At 66.3% G+C, this 20,466-nt stretch carries 21 protein-coding genes, 3 tRNA genes and 1 riboswitch; of the genes, 12 read left to right on the top strand and 12 right to left on the bottom strand.

Translation table 11 applies throughout. The features are described 5' to 3' along the window. Positions 1-38: 38 nt before the first annotated feature. Positions 39-1,787, top strand: a complete 1,749-nt coding sequence (locus tag GJV26_RS05415) for a DUF885 domain-containing protein (RefSeq protein ID WP_155707932.1) — start codon at positions 39-41, stop codon at positions 1,785-1,787. Here the strand turns inward: GJV26_RS05415 and GJV26_RS05420 are convergent. The 11 genes from GJV26_RS05420 to glyA all read right to left on the bottom strand — a co-directional run bounded on the left by GJV26_RS05420 (position 1,762) and on the right by glyA (position 12,197). Next, on the bottom strand, positions 1,762-2,769 hold the full coding sequence (locus tag GJV26_RS05420; protein WP_155707933.1) for a hypothetical protein: 1,008 nt from the start codon (positions 2,767-2,769) through the stop codon (positions 1,762-1,764). The two genes, GJV26_RS05415 and GJV26_RS05420, sit on opposite strands and share 26 nt — an antisense overlap. Positions 2,770-2,785: 16 nt before the next feature. Next, complete coding sequence (locus GJV26_RS05425; protein ID WP_155707934.1) at positions 2,786-3,421, bottom strand: riboflavin synthase; 636 nt, start codon at positions 3,419-3,421, stop codon at positions 2,786-2,788. Between the two features lie 11 nt (positions 3,422-3,432). Next, on the bottom strand, positions 3,433-4,521 hold the full coding sequence (gene ribD, locus GJV26_RS05430; protein WP_155712265.1) for a bifunctional diaminohydroxyphosphoribosylaminopyrimidine deaminase/5-amino-6-(5-phosphoribosylamino)uracil reductase RibD: 1,089 nt from the start codon (positions 4,519-4,521) through the stop codon (positions 3,433-3,435). Between the two features lie 89 nt (positions 4,522-4,610). Continuing rightward, the gene (locus GJV26_RS05435) at positions 4,611-5,225 is read right to left on the bottom strand and encodes a GspH/FimT family pseudopilin (protein WP_155707935.1); all 615 of its coding nucleotides are present in this window, start codon (positions 5,223-5,225) and stop codon (positions 4,611-4,613) included. After that, positions 5,153-5,602, bottom strand: coding sequence for a type IV pilin protein (locus GJV26_RS05440; protein WP_155707936.1), 450 nt, complete (start codon positions 5,600-5,602; stop codon positions 5,153-5,155). Before GJV26_RS05440 ends, GJV26_RS05435 begins: the two co-directional genes overlap by 73 nt. After that, positions 5,599-7,881, bottom strand: coding sequence for a pilus assembly protein (locus GJV26_RS05445; protein WP_155707937.1), 2,283 nt, complete (start codon positions 7,879-7,881; stop codon positions 5,599-5,601). The genes GJV26_RS05440 and GJV26_RS05445 overlap by 4 nt, the downstream gene beginning before the upstream one ends. Positions 7,882-7,891: 10 nt before the next feature. Then, positions 7,892-8,473: a pilus assembly PilX family protein gene (locus tag GJV26_RS05450; protein WP_155707938.1), complete on the bottom strand. Its 582-nt coding sequence runs from the start codon at positions 8,471-8,473 to the stop codon at positions 7,892-7,894. 2 nt (positions 8,474-8,475) lie between these two features. After that, complete coding sequence (locus GJV26_RS05455; RefSeq protein WP_229419181.1) at positions 8,476-9,462, bottom strand: PilW family protein; 987 nt, start codon at positions 9,460-9,462, stop codon at positions 8,476-8,478. Further along, positions 9,459-10,004: a type IV pilus modification protein PilV gene (gene pilV, locus GJV26_RS05460; RefSeq protein ID WP_155707939.1), complete on the bottom strand. Its 546-nt coding sequence runs from the start codon at positions 10,002-10,004 to the stop codon at positions 9,459-9,461. Before pilV ends, GJV26_RS05455 begins: the two co-directional genes overlap by 4 nt. A gap of 408 nt (positions 10,005-10,412) precedes the next feature. Further along, positions 10,413-10,880, bottom strand: coding sequence for a transcriptional regulator NrdR (nrdR, locus tag GJV26_RS05465; RefSeq protein ID WP_155707940.1), 468 nt, complete (start codon positions 10,878-10,880; stop codon positions 10,413-10,415). A 72-nt stretch (positions 10,881-10,952) separates the two neighbouring features. After that, positions 10,953-12,197, bottom strand: a complete 1,245-nt coding sequence (glyA, locus tag GJV26_RS05470) for a serine hydroxymethyltransferase (protein WP_155707941.1) — start codon at positions 12,195-12,197, stop codon at positions 10,953-10,955. A 96-nt stretch (positions 12,198-12,293) separates the two neighbouring features. After that, positions 12,294-12,434, bottom strand: a riboswitch (ZMP/ZTP riboswitch). Between the two features lie 187 nt (positions 12,435-12,621). On the opposite strand from glyA, the gene GJV26_RS05475 reads away from it, so the two are divergent. From GJV26_RS05475 to GJV26_RS05525, 11 genes are all read left to right on the top strand, one after another. Beyond that, positions 12,622-13,368 carry an SDR family oxidoreductase gene (locus tag GJV26_RS05475; protein WP_155707942.1) on the top strand — a complete coding sequence of 249 codons (747 nt, stop codon included), beginning with the start codon at positions 12,622-12,624 and terminating at the stop codon, positions 13,366-13,368. A 186-nt stretch (positions 13,369-13,554) separates the two neighbouring features. Then, positions 13,555-13,962 carry a tol-pal system-associated acyl-CoA thioesterase gene (gene ybgC, locus GJV26_RS05480; RefSeq protein ID WP_155707943.1) on the top strand — a complete coding sequence of 136 codons (408 nt, stop codon included), beginning with the start codon at positions 13,555-13,557 and terminating at the stop codon, positions 13,960-13,962. A gap of 95 nt (positions 13,963-14,057) precedes the next feature. Further along, a complete protein-coding gene (gene tolQ / locus GJV26_RS05485) occupies positions 14,058-14,750 on the top strand; it encodes a protein TolQ (RefSeq protein WP_155707944.1) in 693 nt (230 codons plus the stop codon). A gap of 17 nt (positions 14,751-14,767) precedes the next feature. Beyond that, positions 14,768-15,205, top strand: a complete 438-nt coding sequence (locus GJV26_RS05490) for an ExbD/TolR family protein (RefSeq protein ID WP_155707945.1) — start codon at positions 14,768-14,770, stop codon at positions 15,203-15,205. A 3-nt stretch (positions 15,206-15,208) separates the two neighbouring features. Beyond that, positions 15,209-16,228: a cell envelope integrity protein TolA gene (gene tolA, locus GJV26_RS05495; protein WP_155707946.1), complete on the top strand. Its 1,020-nt coding sequence runs from the start codon at positions 15,209-15,211 to the stop codon at positions 16,226-16,228. 8 nt (positions 16,229-16,236) lie between these two features. Beyond that, positions 16,237-17,496: a Tol-Pal system beta propeller repeat protein TolB gene (gene tolB, locus GJV26_RS05500; protein WP_155707947.1), complete on the top strand. Its 1,260-nt coding sequence runs from the start codon at positions 16,237-16,239 to the stop codon at positions 17,494-17,496. Positions 17,497-17,538: 42 nt separating this feature from the next. Beyond that, complete coding sequence (gene pal / locus GJV26_RS05505) at positions 17,539-18,069, top strand: peptidoglycan-associated lipoprotein Pal (RefSeq protein WP_155707948.1); 531 nt, start codon at positions 17,539-17,541, stop codon at positions 18,067-18,069. Positions 18,070-18,162: 93 nt separating this feature from the next. After that, positions 18,163-18,909 (top strand): tol-pal system protein YbgF, encoded by a 747-nt coding sequence (ybgF, locus tag GJV26_RS05510; RefSeq protein ID WP_155707949.1) that lies wholly within the window; start codon positions 18,163-18,165, stop codon positions 18,907-18,909. A gap of 231 nt (positions 18,910-19,140) precedes the next feature. Continuing rightward, a tRNA-Lys gene (locus tag GJV26_RS05515) sits at positions 19,141-19,216 on the top strand. A gap of 35 nt (positions 19,217-19,251) precedes the next feature. After that, positions 19,252-19,327: transfer RNA gene (locus GJV26_RS05520), tRNA-Lys, on the top strand. A 46-nt stretch (positions 19,328-19,373) separates the two neighbouring features. Continuing rightward, positions 19,374-19,449: transfer RNA gene (locus GJV26_RS05525), tRNA-Lys, on the top strand. 105 nt (positions 19,450-19,554) lie between these two features. On the opposite strand, the gene GJV26_RS05530 is transcribed toward GJV26_RS05525, so the two are convergent. Continuing rightward, entirely contained in the window at positions 19,555-20,439 is an 885-nt protein-coding gene (locus tag GJV26_RS05530) for a hypothetical protein (protein WP_155707950.1), read from the bottom strand. Between the last annotated feature and the right edge of the window lie 27 nt (positions 20,440-20,466).

Below are 20,466 nucleotides of genomic sequence, written 5' to 3' on the forward strand. Positions count from 1 at the left end.
CATACAATCGGGTCCTCGCTCAACCTGAAAGGGAGTTCATGTCACGCGCCACCCGTATCGCCACCCTCACTGCATTGCTTCTCACCACCGCCATCGCCAGCGGGGCCCCCGCCTGGGTGGCGAAAAGCGACGCCTATACCCAGCCGGTGCTCCAGGATACCGGCAGGTACCAGCCGGAGAATGCATCGTCGCTGGGAAGCGAGGAATTCGACACGGCAGTCGCCGATTTCAAGCCGCGCGACTACGAGCGCGAACTGGCCGATACGGAGAAGCGCCTGGCGTCGCTGCGCGCGCAGCTTGCCGCCGAAAAGGATCCGAAGGTGCGCCAGGACCTGGATATCCTGATCGATTCGCGCGAAAAGAAGATCGCCTCGATGAAGCTGCAGCGCCAGCACCTGGTGACGTACGTGAACGTGGCGGAGCTGGTGTACGGCGGCCTGCAGGTGCTGCTCGAGCCGCGCAACAAGCCCGAGCGCCAGAAGGCGGCGCTGGTGCGCCTGAAGCGCTATGTGGGCCGCGACGCGGGCTTTGCCCCGATCGCCACGCTGGTGCGCCAGCGCACCGAGGAACAGCTCGCGCGGAAAGGGCTCGTCGGCCCATACGTGGGCGAGGTCGAGGATGGCCTGAACAACAACCCGACCTATCTCGACGGCATCGCCGAGCTGTTCAAGGCGGCAAGGATCACCGGCTGGGAAGCGGACTTCGCGACCCTCAAGACCCAGGTCAAGGCCTATGACGACTGGACCCGCGCGAGCATCCTGCCGCGCACGCGCAAGGAAGTACGGCTGCCGCCGGCCGTGTACACCGACCGGCTGGTCAACGTGGGCGTGGACATCACCCCCGAGCAGATGATCGAGCGCGCCAGCTTCGACTTCCAGGAACTGCGCGACCAGATGCAGGCGGTCGCCGCGACGATCGCCGCGCAGCGCAAGCTGGCATCGAGCGACTATCGCGACGTGATGCGCGAGCTGAAGAAAACGTCGCTGCCGCCCGACCAGCTGCTGCCCTACTACCGCAAGCGCGTGCAGGAGATGGAGGACGTGATTCGCAAGCACGATATCGTGACCCTGCCGGAACGCGCGCCGTTCATCCGCACCGCCACCGCGGCCGAATCGGCCGCCATGCCGGCGCCGTTCATGAGCCCCCCGCGCCTGATCGGCAACACCGGCGAATACGGCGAATTCGTCATTCCGCTGTCGAATCCGAAGTCGAAGGGCAAGATGGACGACTTCAATTTCGAGGCAATGGCCTGGACCCTGTCCGCCCATGAGGCGCGCCCGGGCCACGAGCTGCAGTTCGCTTCGATGGTCGAACAGGGCATGTCGATCGCGCGTGCCAACTTCGCCTTCAACAGCACGAACGTGGAAGGCTGGGGCCTGTACTCGGAAGCGCTGATGCTGCCTTACATGCCGCCGGAAAGCCAGCTGGTGTCATTGCAGATGCGCATGCTGCGCATGGCGCGCGCGATGCTCGACCCGTCGATCAACCTGGGCCTGATGACGCCGGAACAGGCCAAGGCTTTCCTGATGCGGGAACTGGTGTTGTCGGAGCCGTTCGCCCAGTCGGAGGTGGACCGCTATTCGTACCGCCTGCCGGGCCAGGCGACTTCCTACTACTACGGCTACGTGAAGCTGCGCGCGTTGCGGACGCTGGCCGAAATGGAACTGGGCGACAGGTTCAGGCAGAAGGAATTCAACGACTTCGTGATCGCCCAGGGCATCCTGCCGCCGGACCTGCTGAAAGCGGCCGTGCTGCAGGATTTCATCGCCCCGAGGAAGGCGAAGTAACGGCCGGGGCAACCTTCTTGCGCGCCGGCGCCCGCCCGCCATGGCGGATGCCGGCGGCATCGAGTTCGGCCAGCAGCGCCGGCGCATAGGCGGCATCCAGCGCGGCCGCCGGGTACTGGTACAGGCCGCCATGCTCCGGCGCCAGCGGCGCCGCCTTGGCCAGCACGGCTTCGGCGGCGGTCCACAGCCGCTGCACATGTTCCATCATTTTCTTTCGCGCGACCAGGCGTTTCCACGCGCCCGGATCGCTGGCCCGCAGCGCCTTCAGGTAGGCCACCGTGTAGAGCATGAAATCGGCCATGCCGCCGATATTGCCGTTGATCGAATTGGCGCGCTCCATCATCTCGCGGTACACCGGCGTGTCGGCGATCGCCACCTCGAACTCGGCGCCGGCCACGTGGGCATTGAGTTCGTCGATGAGCGGGAAGAAGTCGCCGCGGTAGACGTTGCGGTTGCCGAAGTACACGGCGTAACGCCCCTCCGGCTGCTGCTTGATATGGTCGGGAATTTCGCTGGCGGCCAGCGCGAACGCGGGAGCCTGGCCGCGCTGGTAGTCGGTCACGTGAATCTCGCCGCGAAAGTGGAACACGGCGCGGTTGCCGTGGCAGGCCGACAGCGCGAAGTCCAGCATGTGATTCGCTTCATGGAATGCCGTGAGCAGCGCCTGCAGGCCCATCGACTTCGCGCTGCGGATCCACCACATCACCTGCGGCTGCGCGGCCCCGAACAGCGGCCGCACCGACGCGTATTCGGGCGCCGACAGCAAGGCCGTCATCGCCGCCGTGTCGTTGCCGGCGGCCAGCGCGGGATTGTCCTTGCAGATTTCCTTGCCCGGCATTTTCTGCGGGCCGGCCGGCTCGAAGACGAGCGGCATGCTGCCGCTGGCCGCGGCAGCGAACGACATGGCGCCGCCGGCCGCGGCGGCCGTGCCGCTCGCAGCCGACAGAAGTCCGGCGAGCAGGCCGGCCAGCGCGGTCCTCATCGGCGTGCCGGCCCGGTCAGTCCTGCACGCGGCTGACGCGCTGCCCGGCCGACAGCATGCGCTCGACATAGCGGGCGATCAGGTCGATCTCCAGGTTCACATTGCTGCCCACCCGCAGGTGCTTGAGCGTGGTGACCTCGATCGTGTGCGGGATCAGGTTGATCGAGAAACGGCAGCCGGTGGCCACGTCGTCCACGCGGTTGACGGTCAGCGACACGCCATTGACGACGATCGAGCCCTTGAACGCCAGGTACTTGCCCAGCGCGGCGGGCGCCTCGACGACCAGCTCCCACGACTCGCCGACCGGCTCGAACTTGCGCACCACGCCCAGGCCGTCCACGTGGCCGGACACCAGGTGGCCGCCGAGGCGCTCGTTCAGCGTCAGCGCCTTTTCCAGGTTGACCTCGCCGACGTCGTCCAGCCCCGCCGTGCAGTTCAGGCTTTCGCGCGACACGTCGACGGCAAAGCTGCCGGTGTCCTTCTCGACCACGGTCATGCAGGCGCCGTTGATGGCGATCGAGTCGCCGAGCGCCACGTCTTCCAGCGGCAGGCCGCCCGCCCTGATCACGAGGCGCACGCCTGCGTCGTGGCCGCCAGGCAGCGGGGTCACGGTTTCAATGTTGCCGACAGCGGCGACGATTCCGGTAAACATGGGTACTCTCTTTATTGGTTGGTTGACTGGGTTGTCCGGGTGAAGCGGGCCAGGATGCGCAGGTCGTCGCCCAGCATCTTCGCCTCATGGAAGGTCAGCGGGTACTTGCCGGCCAGGTCGGCCAGCGCCGGCAGCGCGAACATGCCCTGCGCATCGCCGAGCAGCGCGGGCGCCAGGTACAGCAGCAGCTCGTCGACACACCGTTCGCGTATCAGCGAGCCGTTCAGCTTCAGGCCCGCCTCCACGTGCAGTTCATTGACCTGGCGCCGCGCCAGCTCGCGCATCAGCTCGGCCAGGTCGACCTTGCCGTGCGCATTCGGCAGCGTGATGATTTCGGCGCCGGTATCGCGCAGCCGCGCCTCGCGGTCGTGATCGGTCACGGCCGACACGACCCAGGTGCCGCCGCCCTGCAGCACGCGGGCCCCCGGATCGATATCGAGCCGGCTGTCGACGACGATGCGGCGCGGCTGGCGCGGCGTGGCCACCGCGCGCACGTTCAGTTGCGGGTCGTCGGCCTTGACGGTACCGATGCCGGTCAGGATCGCGCAGGCGCGGGCGCGCCAGGCATGGCCATCGGCCCGCGCGGCTTCGCCGGTGATCCACTGGCTCTGGCCGTTGTGCAGCGCCGTCATGCCATCCAGGCTGGCGGCCGTTTTCATCCGCACCCACGGCAGTTGCCGCGTCATGCGCGAGAAGAAGCCGATGTTCAGTTCATGCGCTTCGGCGGCGAGCAGGCCGGACGACACTTCGATGCCGGCCTGCGCCAGCCGCGCCATGCCCCGGCCGGCCACCAGCGGGTTCGGGTCTTCCATCGCCGCCACCACCCGCTTCAGGCCGGATCGCACCAGCGCATCGCAGCACGGCGGGGTGCGGCCGTAATGGCTGCACGGCTCCAGCGTCACGTAGGCGGTGGCGCCGCGCACGTCGATGCCGCGGCGGCCGGCATCCTTGAGCGCCTGGATTTCCGCGTGATCCTGCCCTGCCGGCTGCGTGACGCCGGCGCCGATGACGACGCCGTCCTTCACGATGACGCAGCCGATGTGCGGGTTGGGCGACGTGGTGTACAGGCCCTTCTCCGCCCATTGCAGCGCGAGGCGCATGCCGGCAAGGTCGTCCGCGACATGCTCGCCCGCACCCGGCTGTTCCACGCGCGGTTCTCCTTGATGAAGATCGTTGGTTTCCATGGTCCCTATTCGCCGGCCGGGTCGCAGCCCGATTCCACCCGCGGGTCGCACAGCCGCGCACGGCCCAGCATGTTGATCTTGACGTTGCGCTGGACACTGCCGAGCTGCAGTGACAGCGTGCCCCAGTTCGCAGCCAGGCTGTTGCCGGCGCGGCAACTGCGGCCCGCACTATTATAGGCGACATACCAGGGCGGCGCAGTGTGGGTCAGCCGCGACCAGATGCGCAGGCCGTCGGGTGCCGGGCCGCGCCGGAACAGCACCGTTTCGCCCGGCCCGGGCCGCGCGTCGCCATCGGTATCGGCGAACACGGCCCAGCCGTCGCGCCAGGCCACGCCGGCCGGATCGACGGGCGCCACGACGATGTTCACGCCGCGGCCGATCGCCTGCGAACGGGCCAGGTGCAGCGCCGCCAGCAGGTCGGCGGCGGCGGCACGCACCGCGTGGCGTTCCAGCATCGCGCGAAAGCCCGGCACCGCCGCGCCCAGCAGGATGGCGGCGATGCTCGCGGCGACCAGCATTTCCACCAGCGTGAATGCCGGCGAACGCCTCAGCGCCAGCAGCGGGTGGCGGGACCGGTGGCCAGGTGCATGCCGGTGCTGGTGAGGATCAGTCGATCGCATGAGGGGTCCCTGTAGCGGTTGTCCACCCGGTCGGTGCCGGGGATGGCGACGAGTTCCACGCAGTCGGCGATGTCTTCGCTGCCGCAGGCCCGGCCGATGATTTCATAGGCGCTGGCGGCGGGTGTGGCGCCGGACCACCAGCGGAACAGCCGTGCTTCGGGCCCGTCCACGCCCGCGCCGAACGCAACGTACCGGTTGTTCTGCGTGAAGTAGCGCTCCTGCTGGTGCATCACCGCCTGCAGCGCCACCTGCGCCTCGGTGCGCTTGGTGCGGATCACGTGCAGCTGGTAGCCGGGATACGCCACCGCCGCCAGCGCGCCGGCCACCGCGAGCGCGACCATCAGTTCGACCAGCGTGAAGCCACCGCGCGCATTCATCGCTGCCCCCGCGGGGAAAGAGCGGCGGCGGCGCGGTGCAGCTGGTGCCAGTTCGCCACTTCGCGCCAGGCCAGCCGGCCGGCCGGCCACGTGGCACTGCTGCTGGCCCCGGCAAGCGGCATGCCGCTTGCCGGGCCAAAAGGCACGATCGCCGTCGTGCGGCCGACGTCGACGCGGCCGGCCGGCGCGCGCGGCGTGCGCTGGCGGGCACCAGGCAACAACAGCGGCACGCCCTGCACCGGCTCGGGCATCAGCAAGCCGGTCACGCCGCGGGCCGATGCCGTGCCGCCGCCGTCCACCGGCAGGCCGGCCAGCGTATCGAGCACATACAGGCGGCTGGCGCTGTCCGCGCAGGCATCGGCCCCGGGAACGACGGTGGTGAATACCAGCTTGCCGTCGACGATCGCGCCGGCGGCGATGCTGCGCTCGCCCGAACCGGTACCGGCATCGGTGCCACCGGCGAAATCCAGGAACCAGCCCCTGGCGCGGCCGCCCGCGCCGATCGGGGCCAGCCGGCCGGCGACGGCAAAGTCCGCATCCCCCGCCCGCCCTTCGAGGCGCCGCTCGAGCAGGTCGGCACGGCCCGGCGGCGCGGCCGGCGGCGGGGCGGCCGGGTCGTCGTGGATCGCGTAGTACGACTGCGGCGCGAAGCGCGCCGGATCGCGTTCCGCCCTGCCATACAGGCTGCCGGTGCCGAACAGCACCAGGTAGCCGCCGCCTTCCGCATACACGATCTTCGGCGGCTGCGTGATCGGCTGTGGACGGCCGGCCGCATCGCGGGCGGAGAATACCGGCTGCAATGCCGGGTTCGTGCGCCACGGCGCGTTGCGGGTGAAATCGAAGCGCCACAGGTTGCCCTGCAGGTCGCCGGCATAGGCATGGCGCACCACCCCGTTGTCGTCGGCTACCAGTGCCGGGGCGCCCAGGCCGGACGGCAGCATGGGATCGCCGGGCGGCGTATCGAGGCGGTAGTAGTTGGTGTCCAGCCGCCAGCGTTCGGCCGCCGGCTTGTCCAGCGCCAGCAGGAACAGCGAACCATGCGGGGCGCCTTGCGCGCCATCCGCGGCGTAGCTGTTCAAGCCGTTGCCGGCGAGCGCGAAGTGCCGGTACTGGGGCACGCCGTCGCGGGTGCGCAGCTTCAGGCGCCCCACCTGCGCCGGCTGCATCACGTTGCCGATGGCCGCGTCGTCGCGCTGCGTGAACTCCCACAATGCGCCCAGGCCGGTATCGAAACCGGCCGGATCGGTCACGTCGAGCGCGAACAACCCCTGGGCGCCGGCGCCGGGGGCCGCCACCAGCACGCTGCGCCACGCGTCGCGGATGAATGCCTCGCCGGCGCCCAGCGGCCCGTCGACCCAGGCGCGGTGCGTGTACCCCGGCGCCGGCAGTTCGCTCAGCGCCGGCACCAGCATCGCCGGCACGTAGGCGAACAGTTCGGCACCGGTATCGGCGTCGAAGGCATGCAGCATGCCGTCGTTCGCGCCCAGGTAGACGGCGCCGGGGCGCCGCAGCGTTCGCGCTTGGAACGCGGCATAAGCCGCATCGCCGTGCGCGTTGGCGCCGGCGCCCACATACAGCGGCGCACTGTGCACCGCATCGCCCAGCAGGCCGGCCCGGCGGCGGAAGGTGCCGCCTTCCAGCGCGCGCTCGCCGCGCAGCCACGCGATGCGGTCCGCGCCGAGCCCGTCGCCATGCGCCTCCTCCGCCGCGCCGGGCGGCCGGTCCAGCGCGGCCCGCTGCGCCGCCGACAGCCGCGCCCACTCGAACGGCACGGTCGCGCCAGGCGGCCGGGCGCCGGGGTCGAGCGTGTAGATACGGCGCGCGGCCGGCGGCGTGGCCGCAAGGACCGCCGCCGCATCCCACTGCGGCGCCAGCAGCGTGGCGGCGCCGTCTTCACCGCGCACCAGCGGCGCCCGGGTCAGTGTGCCGCTGGCGGCCGACAGGTCGTTCGCCATGCGGAAGACGGCCGCATCGGCGGGCGCCACGCCGGCATCCGTGGCGGCCACGGAGCCGTAGGGTTGCAGCTGCGCCGCGGGAACGGCCAGCGCCGGCCCCTGCACGATGCGGCCGGGATCGCATGCCGTTGCGGCGGGGGCATCGTCGATCGCGACCGGCGGCGTGCTCGCGCCATCCATCGGCAGGCAGGCGGCGCAGAACAGGATGAGGCCGGGCGCGAGCACGAGCGCCAGGCGCGGCATGATCCGTCCACCGCGGCGGTGCGGGATGCCGGGAGCGCCGCGCGATGGCGGCCGGGCAATGTCGTTTGGACTGCGCATCATGTTCTCCCGGTCAGTCGCCGGGACGGCGCCAGGCCGACTGCAGCACGACGTGTACCCCTTCCCGGTTGCCGAAACCGATGGCCGTCACGCGGTAATAGAAGCGCGGCGCGGTGCCGGCCTCCTCGCCCGGGCGGTGGTAGGGCCGCCGCTCGATGATGTAGCGCGGCCGCCGCATCGGCAGCGCGCCTTCGCCCGTCTGCATGGCCGCGCCGGTGAAGCGGCCCAGCGCGACGCCGGCGCCATCGTCCGCCAGGTCGACCGCCTGCCAGGGCGGCGGCGCCCCCGCCTCCACCGCCGCGCACAGGCCCAGGGCCGCGCCGGTGCCGCAACCGGGCACGAAGTCCGTGGGCGCCGCCAGCAGCGCCGCGCGCGCGGTGCCGGCTTGCTCGATATCGCGTTCCGCATCCATCAGCGCATCCTCCGCAGATTGCAGCGCCACGTGCCGGTCCCGCTCGGCGCGCGCCGCCTTTTCGCCCATCAGGGCCATTCCAGCCGCCGTTGCCGCCAGCAGCAGGACGGCCGCCAGCATCACCAGCGTGACGATCAGTGCAACGCCGCGTTCGCGGTTGCACGGCAATTCCCGGCGGTACATCCTCAGCCGTCCTGGTTGCGTAACTGCACGGACTGCTCGAACAGCCGCCGCGCGCGCAGCCGCAGCGCCACGGGCAGCGTGGCTTCGTCAACCACGGTGCCGGGGTCGCCTGCCTCGGCCGGCGTGCCGAACAGCTGGTAGCGCACCGGCGGCGCACCGGCGCGCGATCGCGCCTCGCCGTGCAGCAGCAACGCCACGCGCACCGTCGCCACGCGTTTCCAGTGGGTCTTGCGGCGCAAGTCCTGCGCCTGCTCCGCCGGCGTCGCGCCTTCCAGCGCCATGCCGGCATCGAGTGCCCGGACCGCGGAGGCGTTCAGGTAGCGGTCGGCAATGCCGTCGCGCGGGTCGCCGGTATCGATGCCGTACAGGACCTGGAACGAATCGACGCCGCGCACGATCGCATCGGCATTCCAGTTGCCCGACTGCGCACGGTACTTGCAGCGCAGTTCGGTCTCGCCGTCGTCGGCGACGCCGACATAAAAAATGCTCCAGCCCGGCTCACCGCCGCCGACCGCGAAGCCGGCGCAATCGACCACGGAACCATCGCCGCTGCCGCTGCCGAGTCCGCCGAAATGCACGGCCAGAACGTCGCTGCCGCGCACGGCATCCGGTGCCGCCAGCGCGCCGCCGAAGCCGGCGCCCATTCGCGGCAGCGTGCGGTTGTCCAGGCCGCCGATCCCGGCGTCGCCATCGGCCGGCGGTGCGCCGCTTTCGAGATCGGACCATGCCGCCTGCCGCACTGCCCGGGCGATCAGCTCCAGCGCATAGCGCCCGCCGTCATCGAGGCGTGTATTGGCCGCATGGTGCACGAAATCGCGGTTCGCCAGCAGCAGCATCGCCGATGCCGCCAGCGTGACGGCGAGCCCGAGGCCCAGCGCCACCAGCATCTCGGGGAGGCCCACGCCGGCCTGCGGGGAACCGGGGCATGCCGGCCGGCCGATAGTGCGCTGCGTGGCCCGCGGCGCGCCGCCGTTCATCGCCGGCCTCATGGCCAGGCTCCCGCCACGGCAACCGCCACGCCGGGCGCGCGGCCGCCCTGCCCGTCGCGCTCCGGCGTGCCGTCCGGCCGCCTGCCGCGCCAGCCGATCTTGACGACGACCGGGTCGGATGCGCCACCGGTGCACGTCCAACGCAGCCGGCCGCCCGCATACATTTGCGCATCGCGGCAGATGCGCGCGCGGCCGGCCGGCAACGCGGCGCGCACCTGGCGCCCGAGTTCATGGACGTCGAGCCGGGCAATCCCGGCCGGATCGCACGGGCCGAGCCGGCAAGTCGACTCCGGCGCAACTGGAACGGGGTTGGCATGGGCGTCGTAATCGACGCCGAGGTAGACGGCCGGCACCTGGGCGGCATTGGCGCGCATGCGATCGGCCATGCCCGCCGCGATCTGCACCGCCGCCGACAGCAGCGCCGATTCGTGACGCGTGCGCATCGCGTGCAACTGCATCGCGGTGCCGCCGATCAGGCCGAGCGCCAGCACGAGCAATGCGATCAGCACTTCCAGCAACGTGAACCCGGCAGCGTGGCGCATCGGCAACCTCCCCTCGTCGACTCAGGCGTACAAGGTAACGGCGAGCGGACTCGGCAGGTTGAGCGGGCGCAAGGTCCGGTCGGACAGCTTGAAAATTCCTGGCAGGAAGCTGCGCAAAGGGATTGCGCAAACGCAGGGTGCGAGGTCGGAATGGCCTCGCGCAAGGAAGGGAGAACGATCAGCGCAAGACGTTCAACAGGGAACCGTCTTTATCGCATGAATACTGTGGATCGCGATGATCGATTGTGATACAGGATTGTGATAACAGCTTGTGACAGCAGCTTGTGACAGCAGCTTGTGACAGCAGCTTGTGACAGCAGCTTGTAACAGCGGCCCGTGAGCACGGATGGCGGCGACTGGCCGGAATCCCTGCGTGCCACGGTGACGCGCGCCGTCAGGCCGCCGGCATCACTCCTGCCGCTTGCGCTCCTGGCCGGCTTCCTCGATCGCATCCTGGAATTCCGCGAGATCCTCGAAATTCTTGTAGACGGAAGCGAAGCGGATGTACGCCACCTTGTCGAGCCGCTTCAGCTCGCCCATCACCAGTTCGCCGATGTAGTTGGAATCGACTTCGCGCTTGCCGCTCGTGAGCAGTTTTTCCGCGATCGATTTCACCGCGTCGTCGACGGCGGCGGCGGCGACCGGACGCTTGCGCAATGCGAGCATCAGGCTACCGCGCAACTTCGCCTCCGCGTACTCGGCCCGGCTGCCATTTTTCTTGACCACGAACGGCATCGAAAGTTCGATCCGCTCGTACGTGGTGAAGCGCTTGTCGCACTTGCCGCAGCGCCGCCGGCGCTTGATCGCGTCCCCCTCCTCCGATACGCGCGTATCGAGGACGTGGATTTCATCGTGCTGGCAGAACGGACATTTCATGGGCGAACCTGGTGGGATCAAAAAAGGCGCCGGGCTTCGCAGCCCGGCGCCCCGATAGTAACGCCGTGTCGATTAAGCGTAAACCGGGTACTTGTCGGCCAGCACCTTGACGGCGGCCTTGACGCGTTCGATCGTGGCGGCGTCCTGCGGGTTGTCCAGCACGTCGGCGATCAGGTTGCCCACTTCCTCGGCTTCCGCTTCCTTGAAGCCGCGGGTGGTCATCGCCGGGCTGCCCAGGCGGATGCCGGACGTGACGAACGGTTTTTGCGGATCGTTCGGAATGCCGTTCTTGTTGCAGGTGATGTGGGCCGAACCCAGGATCGCCTCGGCTTCCTTGCCGGTCAGGTTTTTCGCGCGCAGGTCCACCAGGAACACGTGCGACTCGGTACCGCCGGAAACGATGCGCAGGCCGCGCTTGATCAGCGTTTTCGCCAGTACGTCGGCGTTCTTCACGACCTGCTGCTGGTAGGCCTTGAATTCTTCCGATTGCGCTTCCTTGAATGCCACGGCCTTGCCGGCGATCACGTGCATCAGCGGGCCGCCCTGGATGCCGGGGAAGATCGCCGAGTTGATGATCTTCTCGTGCTCGGCCTTCATCAGGATGATGCCGCCGCGCGGGCCGCGCAGCGACTTGTGCGTGGTCGACGTGACGAAGTCGGCGTGCGGTACCGGGTTCGGGTACAGGCCGGCGGCGATCAGGCCGGCGTAGTGGGCCATGTCCACCATGAAGTAGGCGCCGACGGCCTTGGCCACGGCGGCGAAGCGTTCGAAGTCGATCTTCTTCGAGAAAGCCGACGCGCCGGCGATGATCAGCTTCGGCTTGTGCTCGTGGGCCAGCTTTTCCATCGCGGCGTAGTCGATGTCTTCTTCGGCGGTGAGGCCGTAGGACACCACGTTGAACCACTTGCCGGACATGTTCAGCGCCATGCCGTGCGTCAGGTGGCCGCCTTCGGCCAGCGACATGCCCATGATGGTGTCGCCCGGCTTGAGCACGGCGAAGAACACGCCCTGGTTGGCCTGCGAACCGGAATTGGGCTGCACGTTGGCCGCTTCGGCGCCGAACAGCTGCTTGACGCGGTCGATGGCCAGCTGCTCCACCACGTCCACGTATTCGCAACCGCCGTAGTAGCGCTTGCCCGGATAGCCTTCGGCGTATTTATTCGTCAGCTGCGAACCCTGGGCTTCCATGACGGCCGGCGACGTGTAGTTCTCCGACGCGATCAGCTCGATATGGTCGTGCTGGCGCTTGTTTTCGTTCTGGATGGCGCCGAACAGTTCCGGGTCGACATTGGCGAGGGTGTGATCTTTTGCGAACATGAATTAACTCCGATTGAGACTGGCAGATAGGATCGAATGAGGACATGCCGGGTAGACACAGACAGCCCGACCGCACGCTCATCCGCGCGATTCCATCGTGGCTGCCCAGGCGAACGGCGTTGTGACATCCCACGTTCCCCGGTGGATCTCCACCTCTCGCCCGCCATGCCCGTGCCGGTGCCGCCTCCGCCGCCCGGTCGTTCAAATGCGCGCTTTTCGCCAGTTACGTGGGACATAAATGGAGCCGAGATTGTATGTGATGTGCCCAGTCTGAGCAAGGAAGGGGCGCTCCGCGAGGCGAGCTCGACGTGGTAGCGCGACCAAACACTGTCAATTCGGCTACAATCGCGAGGATTTGCCGGGCATGGTGGAAGCGCTTGACCCACCAGCGGACCCACGCCAACCGCACTTTCGAGGAATGCTCATGATCGTCTTCATTACCGGCGCTACCGCCGGCTTCGGCGCCGCGATGGCGCGCATCTTTGCCACCAATGGCCACCGCGTGCTGATTTCGGGCCGCCGTGAAGACCGGCTGGAAGCCCTGGCCGGCGAGCTGGGACCGAACGTGCGCGCCGTGCCGCTGGACGTGACCGACAAGGCGGCGATCCATGCGGCGCTCGAAGCGCTGCCGGCCGGCTGGCGCGATATCGATGTGCTGGTCAACAACGCCGGCCTCGCGCTCGGCGTGCGGCCGGCCCACGAGGCGCAGCTGGAAGACTGGGAAACGATGATCGCCACCAACTGCACCGGCCTGGTGACGATGACGCGCGCCGTGCTGCCCGGCATGGTGGCCCGCAACAGCGGCCTGATCATCAACCTGGGCTCGGTGGCCGGGCGCTTCCCTTACCCGGGCGGCAACGTGTATGGCGCCACCAAGGCCTTTGTCGACCAGTTCACGCTGAACCTGCGTTCGGACCTGGTGGGCACCGGCGTGCGCGCCACCAATATCGCGCCGGGCCTTTGCGGCGGCACCGAGTTCTCGAACGTGCGGCTGAAGGGCGACGACGCCGCCGCCGCCAAGGTCTACGAAGGCACCACGCCGCTGACGGCCGACGACATCGCCGCGACCGCCTACTGGATCGCCACTTTGCCGCCGCACGTCAACGTGAACATGATCGAATTGATGCCCACTTGCCAGGCTGCCGGTCCGCTGGCGATCAAGCGTGTCTGACATGGCGACGATGCGGCGGAATTTAATTGCCTTGGTGCACCATTCGTAAGCGAATGTTACAAGTATTGGTGGGCTCCCACGAATTTGTTTAACTGATCAGCTTTTCATAACGTCAGCAAACTTTTGGCAACGGTTTTGCATGAATCGCGTAGAATGTTGCCTGATAACACTTGTAACAATACCACCATGGCTTCAGAGTTCACCTGGGAGGTCCGTGTCTACTACGAGGATACGGACGCGGGCGGCATCGTCTATTACGCGAATTACCTGAAGTTTTTCGAACGCGCGCGTACCGAATGGCTGCGCGCGATTGGTGTTGAGCAGCAGAAACTGCTGGAAGAGCACGACGCGATGTTCGTGGTGAAAAATGTCAGCGCGGACTATCATGCGCCCGCCAGACTGGACGATGCTCTACACTTGACGCTAGTTATCGAGAAGCTTGGTCGTGCCTCTGTCGTGTTCCGGCAGCAGGCATGGTGCGGCTCGACCCTGTTGAACACGGCTCATGTCAAGGTTGGTTGTGTCGATTCCGCGCTGCGCCCCTGCGCGGTGCCCGACGCCGTCGCCGGACACATGCGCGCCTACGTGAGCTGACCGGCCGGCCTCGGGCACTTTGCACTTCGACGGATTACCGGCATGCACCGTGCCCGTACTCACCAATTGCTTACTATTGTACAACTAATTTATAAATGAACGAGTCCCAAGATCTTTCCTTCATTGCCCTCATCTCCAATGCGCACCTGATCGTTCAGCTGATCATGGCGCTGCTGCTTGGCCTTTCCATCGTCAGCTGGACCTATATCTTCAAGAAATTGTTCGACGTGCGCGCCGCGCGCCGCCTGACGGTCGATTTCGAAAAGACCTTCTGGGCCGGCGGCAACCTGCACCAGCTGTACCAGGCCGCAGGCAGCAACCGCGCCAACAACGGCGCGCTGTCGCGCATCTTCGAAGCCGGCATGGGCGAGTTCATCAAGGGCAAGCAGGCGGTGGCCGCCAACCGTGAGACGTTCGATGGCGGCGCGCTGCTCGATGGCGCCCGCCGCGCGATGCGCGCGGCGTTCCAGCGCGAGATGGATGTGCTGGAATCGCACCTGGCATTCCTGGCGTCGGTCGGCTCCGTGTCGCCGTACATCGGCCTGCTCGGCACCGTGTGGGGCATCATGAACGCGTTCCGCGGCCTGGCCAACGTGCAGCAGGCCACGCTGTCGGCGGTGGCGCCGGGCATCGCCGAGGCACTGATCGCCACCGCGATCGGCCTATTCGCGGCCATCCCCGCCGTGGTGGCCTACAACCGTTTTTCGCATGATATCGACCGCCTGGCGATCCGCTTCGAAAGCTTCGTCGAAGAGTTCTCGAACATCCTGCAGCGTCAGTCGCGCTAGAACGAACGGAGACCACGATGGCTTCTTCCTTCAACAGCAGCATGCGTGGCGGCCGCGGCCGCAAGCTGAAATCCGAGATCAACGTCGTGCCGTATATCGACGTGATGCTGTGCCTGCTGATCATCTTCATGGTGATGCCGAGCTCGAACAATCCGAGTTCGATCGACTTGCCGCACGCGGAAAAATCGGTGCGTCCGCCGGATGCCTATATCCAGGTCACGCTCAAGCCCAATGGTGCGCTGTCGATCGGCATCGCGGGCAAGAATGCCGATGCGCCGGAAACGGCGCCGAACCGCGATGCCCTGGTGCGCAAGCTGGCAACGCTGCACGAGGACAATCCCGATTATCCGGTGCTGATCGCGGGCGACAAGGAAAGCAAGTACGACGACGTGATCCAGTTGATTTCCGAAGCGAAAAAGATGGGCATCAACCGCGTCGGTCTGGCGACGAAGTAAGGCATGGCGACAAATGAAGCAAACACGGGCGGCCCGTATCGGGTGCCCCGCAATGGCAGCGGCTGGCGCGCGTTCGGTCTCGCGCTGGCCACGCACGCGCTGCTGGTCCTGTTCCTGGTAATCGGCGTCAACTGGCAGAACACGCAGCCGGTGGCCGTGGAAGCGGAAGTGTGGGACCTGACCACGCAGCAGGCCGCACCGCCGCCGCCGCCCGCCGAAGCACCGGAACCGGAGCCTGCGCCCGCGCCGGAACCGAAGCCGGAACCGGCTCCACCGCCTCCTGCCCCGACGCCGGCTCCGCCGCCGCCGAAGGAAGTGACGCCGCCGAAGCCCGATCCGGAAATCGCGCTCAGGAAAGAGCGCGAGAAGAAGAAGGAAGAGGAAAAGCGCATTGCCGAGGAAAAGGCCGAGGAAAAGCGCAAGCAGAAGCTCGAGGACCAGAAGGAAGCCGAGCGGGAGCGCAAGCTCGCCGAGCAGAAGCAGAAGAAAGAGCAGGAAAAGCGGGAACGCGAGGAAGAAAAAGAACGCCTGGCCGAGGAAAAAGCGGCGGCCGAGAAGAAGGAACTGGCCGAGCAAAAGAAAAAAGACGACGAAGCCAAAAAGAAACAGCTGGCCGAGAAGAAGGCCGCGGAGAAGAAGGAATCCGATCGCCTGGCGAAAATGCGCGCGGATGAAATGCGGCGCATTACCGGCGCCGCTGGCGGCAGCAGCGGCACGGCCGAGAAATCGACCGCGCCGCGGATGGACGGCGGCTACGTGGCCGCCATCACGGCCAAGATCAAGAGCAACATCAGCTATGCGGGCAGCCAGGATGTTCCGGGCAATCCGCGTGCGGAGTTCAAGATTTCGCAATTACCGACTGGGGAAATCATTTCGGTCCGAAAGATCAAGAGCAGCGGAATTCCTGCCTACGATGCCGCCGTGGAGAACGCGATCAACAAGTCGTCGCCTCTGCCAAAAAAGAAAGACGGCACGGTGGAGCGGGATATCAATGCCAACTTCAATTTGAAAGACTTGCCTTGACGCGAAACATGAAAAAACTCAATACCCTGTTCATCACCGCCGGCATGCTGGCCAGTCTCACCGCCCAGGCGCAATTGCGCGTGGAAATTTCCGGCGTCGGCAGCAACCAGATTCCCGTGGCCGTGGCCGCCTTCGTCGACGAAGGCCAGTCGCCCACGCAGATCTCGTCCGTCATCAAGACCGACCTGGAGCGCAGCGGCGCCTTCAAGGTGATCGATGCCGGCACGATTACCGACATGAATGTCGATGCTTCCACCTACAAGGCGCGCGGCGCCGACGCGCTGGTGATCGGCACCGTGCAAAAGGGGGCGAACGGCACGTACGACGTGCGCTACAAGCTGATGTCGACGATTCAGAACAGCAAGCTGTCGCAGCTGGACCAGCAGGCGCCGGCGCAGTTCACCCGGCTGTCGGCCCACAAGATTTCCGACGACATCTATGAAAAGCTGACGGGCGTGCGCGGCATCTTCGCCACCCGCATCGCCTACGTGACGCAGCAGGGCCGCTCCTACCGCCTGGAAGTGGCCGACGCGGACGGCGAGAACGTGCAGCTGGCGCTGTCGTCGAACGAGCCGATCATTTCGCCGTCGTGGTCGCCGGACGGCACCAAGGTGGCCTATGTGTCGTTCGAGCAGAAGAAACCGGTGATCTACGTGCAGAACCTGATCACGCGCCAGCGCACCGTGATCGCCAACGAACGCGGCAGCAATTCGGCCCCTTCCTGGTCGCCGGACGGCAGCCGCATCGCGCTGGCCCTGTCGAAGACGGGCAACACGCAGGTCTATATCGCCAACAGCAGCGGCGGCGGCATCCGCCGCATCTCGAACAGCAGCGGCATCGATACCGAACCGCAGTTCTCCGCGGACGGCCAGTCGATCTACTTCACCAGCGACCGCAGCGGCGGCCCGCAGGTGTACCGCATGAGCGTGAACGGCGGCGACGCCCAGCGCGTGACCTTCAAGGGCACCTACAACATCAGCCCGCGTCTTTCCTCGGATGGCAAGACGCTGGCCTATATTTCCCGGCGCAACGGCAACTTCCAGCTCTATGTGATGGATCTGGCAAGCGGCCAGGAGCTACGTTTGTCGGATAACAGCAACGACCAGGCCCCGAGCTTCGCTCCGAACGGCAAGTACATCTTGTACTCGACCGAATCGGGCGGGCGCAAGGCCCTGGCGGTGGTGTCGGTGGACGGCCGGGTCAAGCAACGCCTGACCATTCAGGCCGGTGCAATCAAGGAACCCACCTGGGGTCCTTTCATGAAGTAAAACAGGCAGTAAAGACCTTTCACAACGACCAGGAGAATCAATATGCGTAACGTAAAAAGCATCGCCTTCATCATCAGCAGCGCCGCCCTGCTGGCAGCTTGCTCGAGCCCCGTCAAGGTTACCGAGCCGGCACCCGTAGTGGAAAGCAAGCCGACCGACACCACGCCACAGGCCGACAACACCCGTTCCGTGGCACCGGTGGAAACCAAGTCGCTCGACCCGCTGGACGATCCGCAAGGCGTGCTGGCACAGCGCAGCGTGTACTTCGACTTCGACAGCTATGTCGTGCGCGAAGATGGCAAGTCGGTGGTGTCGAACCACGCCGGCTACCTGACCAAGAACACCAGCCGCAACATCCTGGTTCAAGGCAATACCGATGAACGCGGCGGCGCCGAGTACAACCTGGCCCTGGGCCAGAAACGTGCCGAAGCCGTGAAGCGCTCGCTGGTCGCGCTGGGCGTGTCGGATGCGCAGGTTGAAGCTGTTTCGCTGGGCAAGGAAAAGCCGAAAGCCACCGGCAGCAACGAAGAGGCATGGGCGCAGAACCGTCGTGCCGACATCGTCTACAAGTAATTCCTGAATCCACCGATTCGGACACCCGTAACGGGGCAGCGCGCAAGTTATACTGCGCCCTGCCCCGTTTTTTCATTGAAAGCGCTTACGAACATGATCAAATTCGCCAAGACGGCTGTCGCACTGGCAGCCGCCGCCTTCTCCCTGCATGCCTCCGCCGGCGTGTTCGACGACGACGAAGCGCGCCGCGCGATCCTCGACCTGCGTGCCAAGGTGGAAGCGCTGTCGAAGGATCTCGCCTCCCGCATGGACACCAAGGCGGACAAGACCTCCACGCTGGACCTGATCGCCCAGCATGAACAGACGATGCAGGAAATCGCGCGCCTGCGCGGCCAGGTGGAAGTGCTGCAGAACGAAATCGAAGTAGCCTCCAAGCGCCAGAAGGACCTGTACGCCGACATGGACAAGCGCCTGCGCGCCCTGGAGCCGCGCCAGGTCGAGATCGACGGCCAGACCGCATCGGTCGACCAGTCCGAGCAGAACTCCTACGACGCGGCGATGCAGCAGTTCAAGGAAGGCAACTACGAAGGCGCCGCCACCGCGCTGCAAGCGTTCGTGCGGCGCTACCCCGGCTCGGCCTATGCCGCCAATGCCCAGTACTGGCTGGGCAACGCCTATTACGCGAACCGCGACTGCAAGGCCGCGATCGTGGCGCAGCAGGCGGTGGTCAAGAACTACCCGGACAGCCCGAAGGCCGCCGACGCGATGCTGAACATCGCCAGCTGCCAGACCGAGCTGAAGGCCGTCAACAACGCCAAGAAGACGCTGAACGAGCTGATCAAGGCTTACCCGAACACCGCGGCCGCGCGGACCGCCAAGGAGCGGCTGGGGAGCAAGTAGGAAGCGAGGGGAGCAGCAGTACAGTCCGGTTCGTCCGCCATGGGGTGACCACATGGAACGCAGCAGGAGTCGCGCGGAGCCGGCTTCTTGCCTGTGAGCGGGCAATGGCGTGCGCGCCATTGCCCGCCCGGCACCGGTGGACACGGGCACGAATGAAATTTCGTACGATTCGATGCTCCTAAGCATTTGACAGGAACGGCCGGGCCATCCTATAATCCCGCTTCTTTCGGAGGGTCGTTAGCTCAGCTGGTAGAGCAGCGGACTTTTAATCCGTTGGTCGCAGGTTCGAATCCCGCACGGCCTACCACTCGAAAGAAGCAGCGCAGTAACTAGTTTTGCAGGGGGTCGTTAGCTCAGCTGGTAGAGCAGCGGACTTTTAATCCGTTGGTCGCAGGTTCGAATCCCGCACGGCCTACCACTTGCACAATGTGTCGCGCAGTTGTTGTAGATGTTTGTTTTACCTTGGGTCGTTAGCTCAGCTGGTAGAGCAGCGGACTTTTAATCCGTTGGTCGCAGGTTCGAATCCCGCACGGCCTACCAAGATTCATCAGGAAAGCCCACGAATTCACGTTCGTGGGCTTTTTTGTTTCCGGCCAGTTCAGCGCCCGGGAATATCGCGCCATGCGCCATCGAGGCCGGCAGGCTTTACAGCAGCGCGTCGATCGCCGTCGTAATCTGCGCCTGCAAGCCGACGATATCGACGGTCGCTCCGGTGCCATGGGCGACCTCCGTGTAGATACCGTCGCCGTTACCGTCATGGAATACTTCAAACTGGGTCCGGGTGCCGTATGTCACGGTCTGCACCACGTATCCCTCCTCCGGCTGCGTATAGGCGACTGTGGTATTGCCATGGGTCGACACGGCAACCGTCGTGCCGTCCGCCTTGACGACCTGGGCCGCCGTCACCGTATCGCCGCTGAATGTGAAACTCAGGCGGTCGTACGGGTCGACATCGAGCGCCGTGGTCGCGCTGCCCAACGCGGCGAATGCCTGCGTGTCGGATGCGAGGTGATACGTGGTGCCGTCCGTCGACGTGAATTGAAGCGTCTCCAGCGTATTGCCGTGCACCGTTGTCGCGGTGATCGTGCCGCCCTCGACCGTGAAGCTCGTGGCGGCCAGTTTCGTGACATCGACCGTACGGACGTTGCCTGACCAGCCAACGGATTCGGAAACGGCCGTCACCGATCCGTCGGTCACGGTGAAGGTATAGGAACGCGCACTGGCCACCGTCGTGTCGAACGTCTTCACGTCCTGCGACAGGTGGTACAGCGTGCTGTCCGCCGTATCGACCGCATAGGTCGATACCTCGGTCGTCGTGCCGCGGGTGATGGTTTCGGTCACGGTGCCGGTACCTACCGTGAACGTTGCATCGGCAGGCAGTTTCACCGGGATGACATGGTCGCCGGCGACCCGCGCCAGGCCGGTCACCTGGCCGTCGGTGATCGTGAACTGGACATTGCCGGACACATAACCGGAAGATGAGTAGGGGTTGAATCCGTGATTCGAATTGAAATGGTCGTTACTACGCATAGGGCCGTCTCCAGGATTAAGAATGGA

It is taken from the genome of Pseudoduganella dura (assembly GCF_009727155.1).
Lineage (GTDB): Bacteria > Pseudomonadota > Gammaproteobacteria > Burkholderiales > Burkholderiaceae_D > Rugamonas > Rugamonas dura.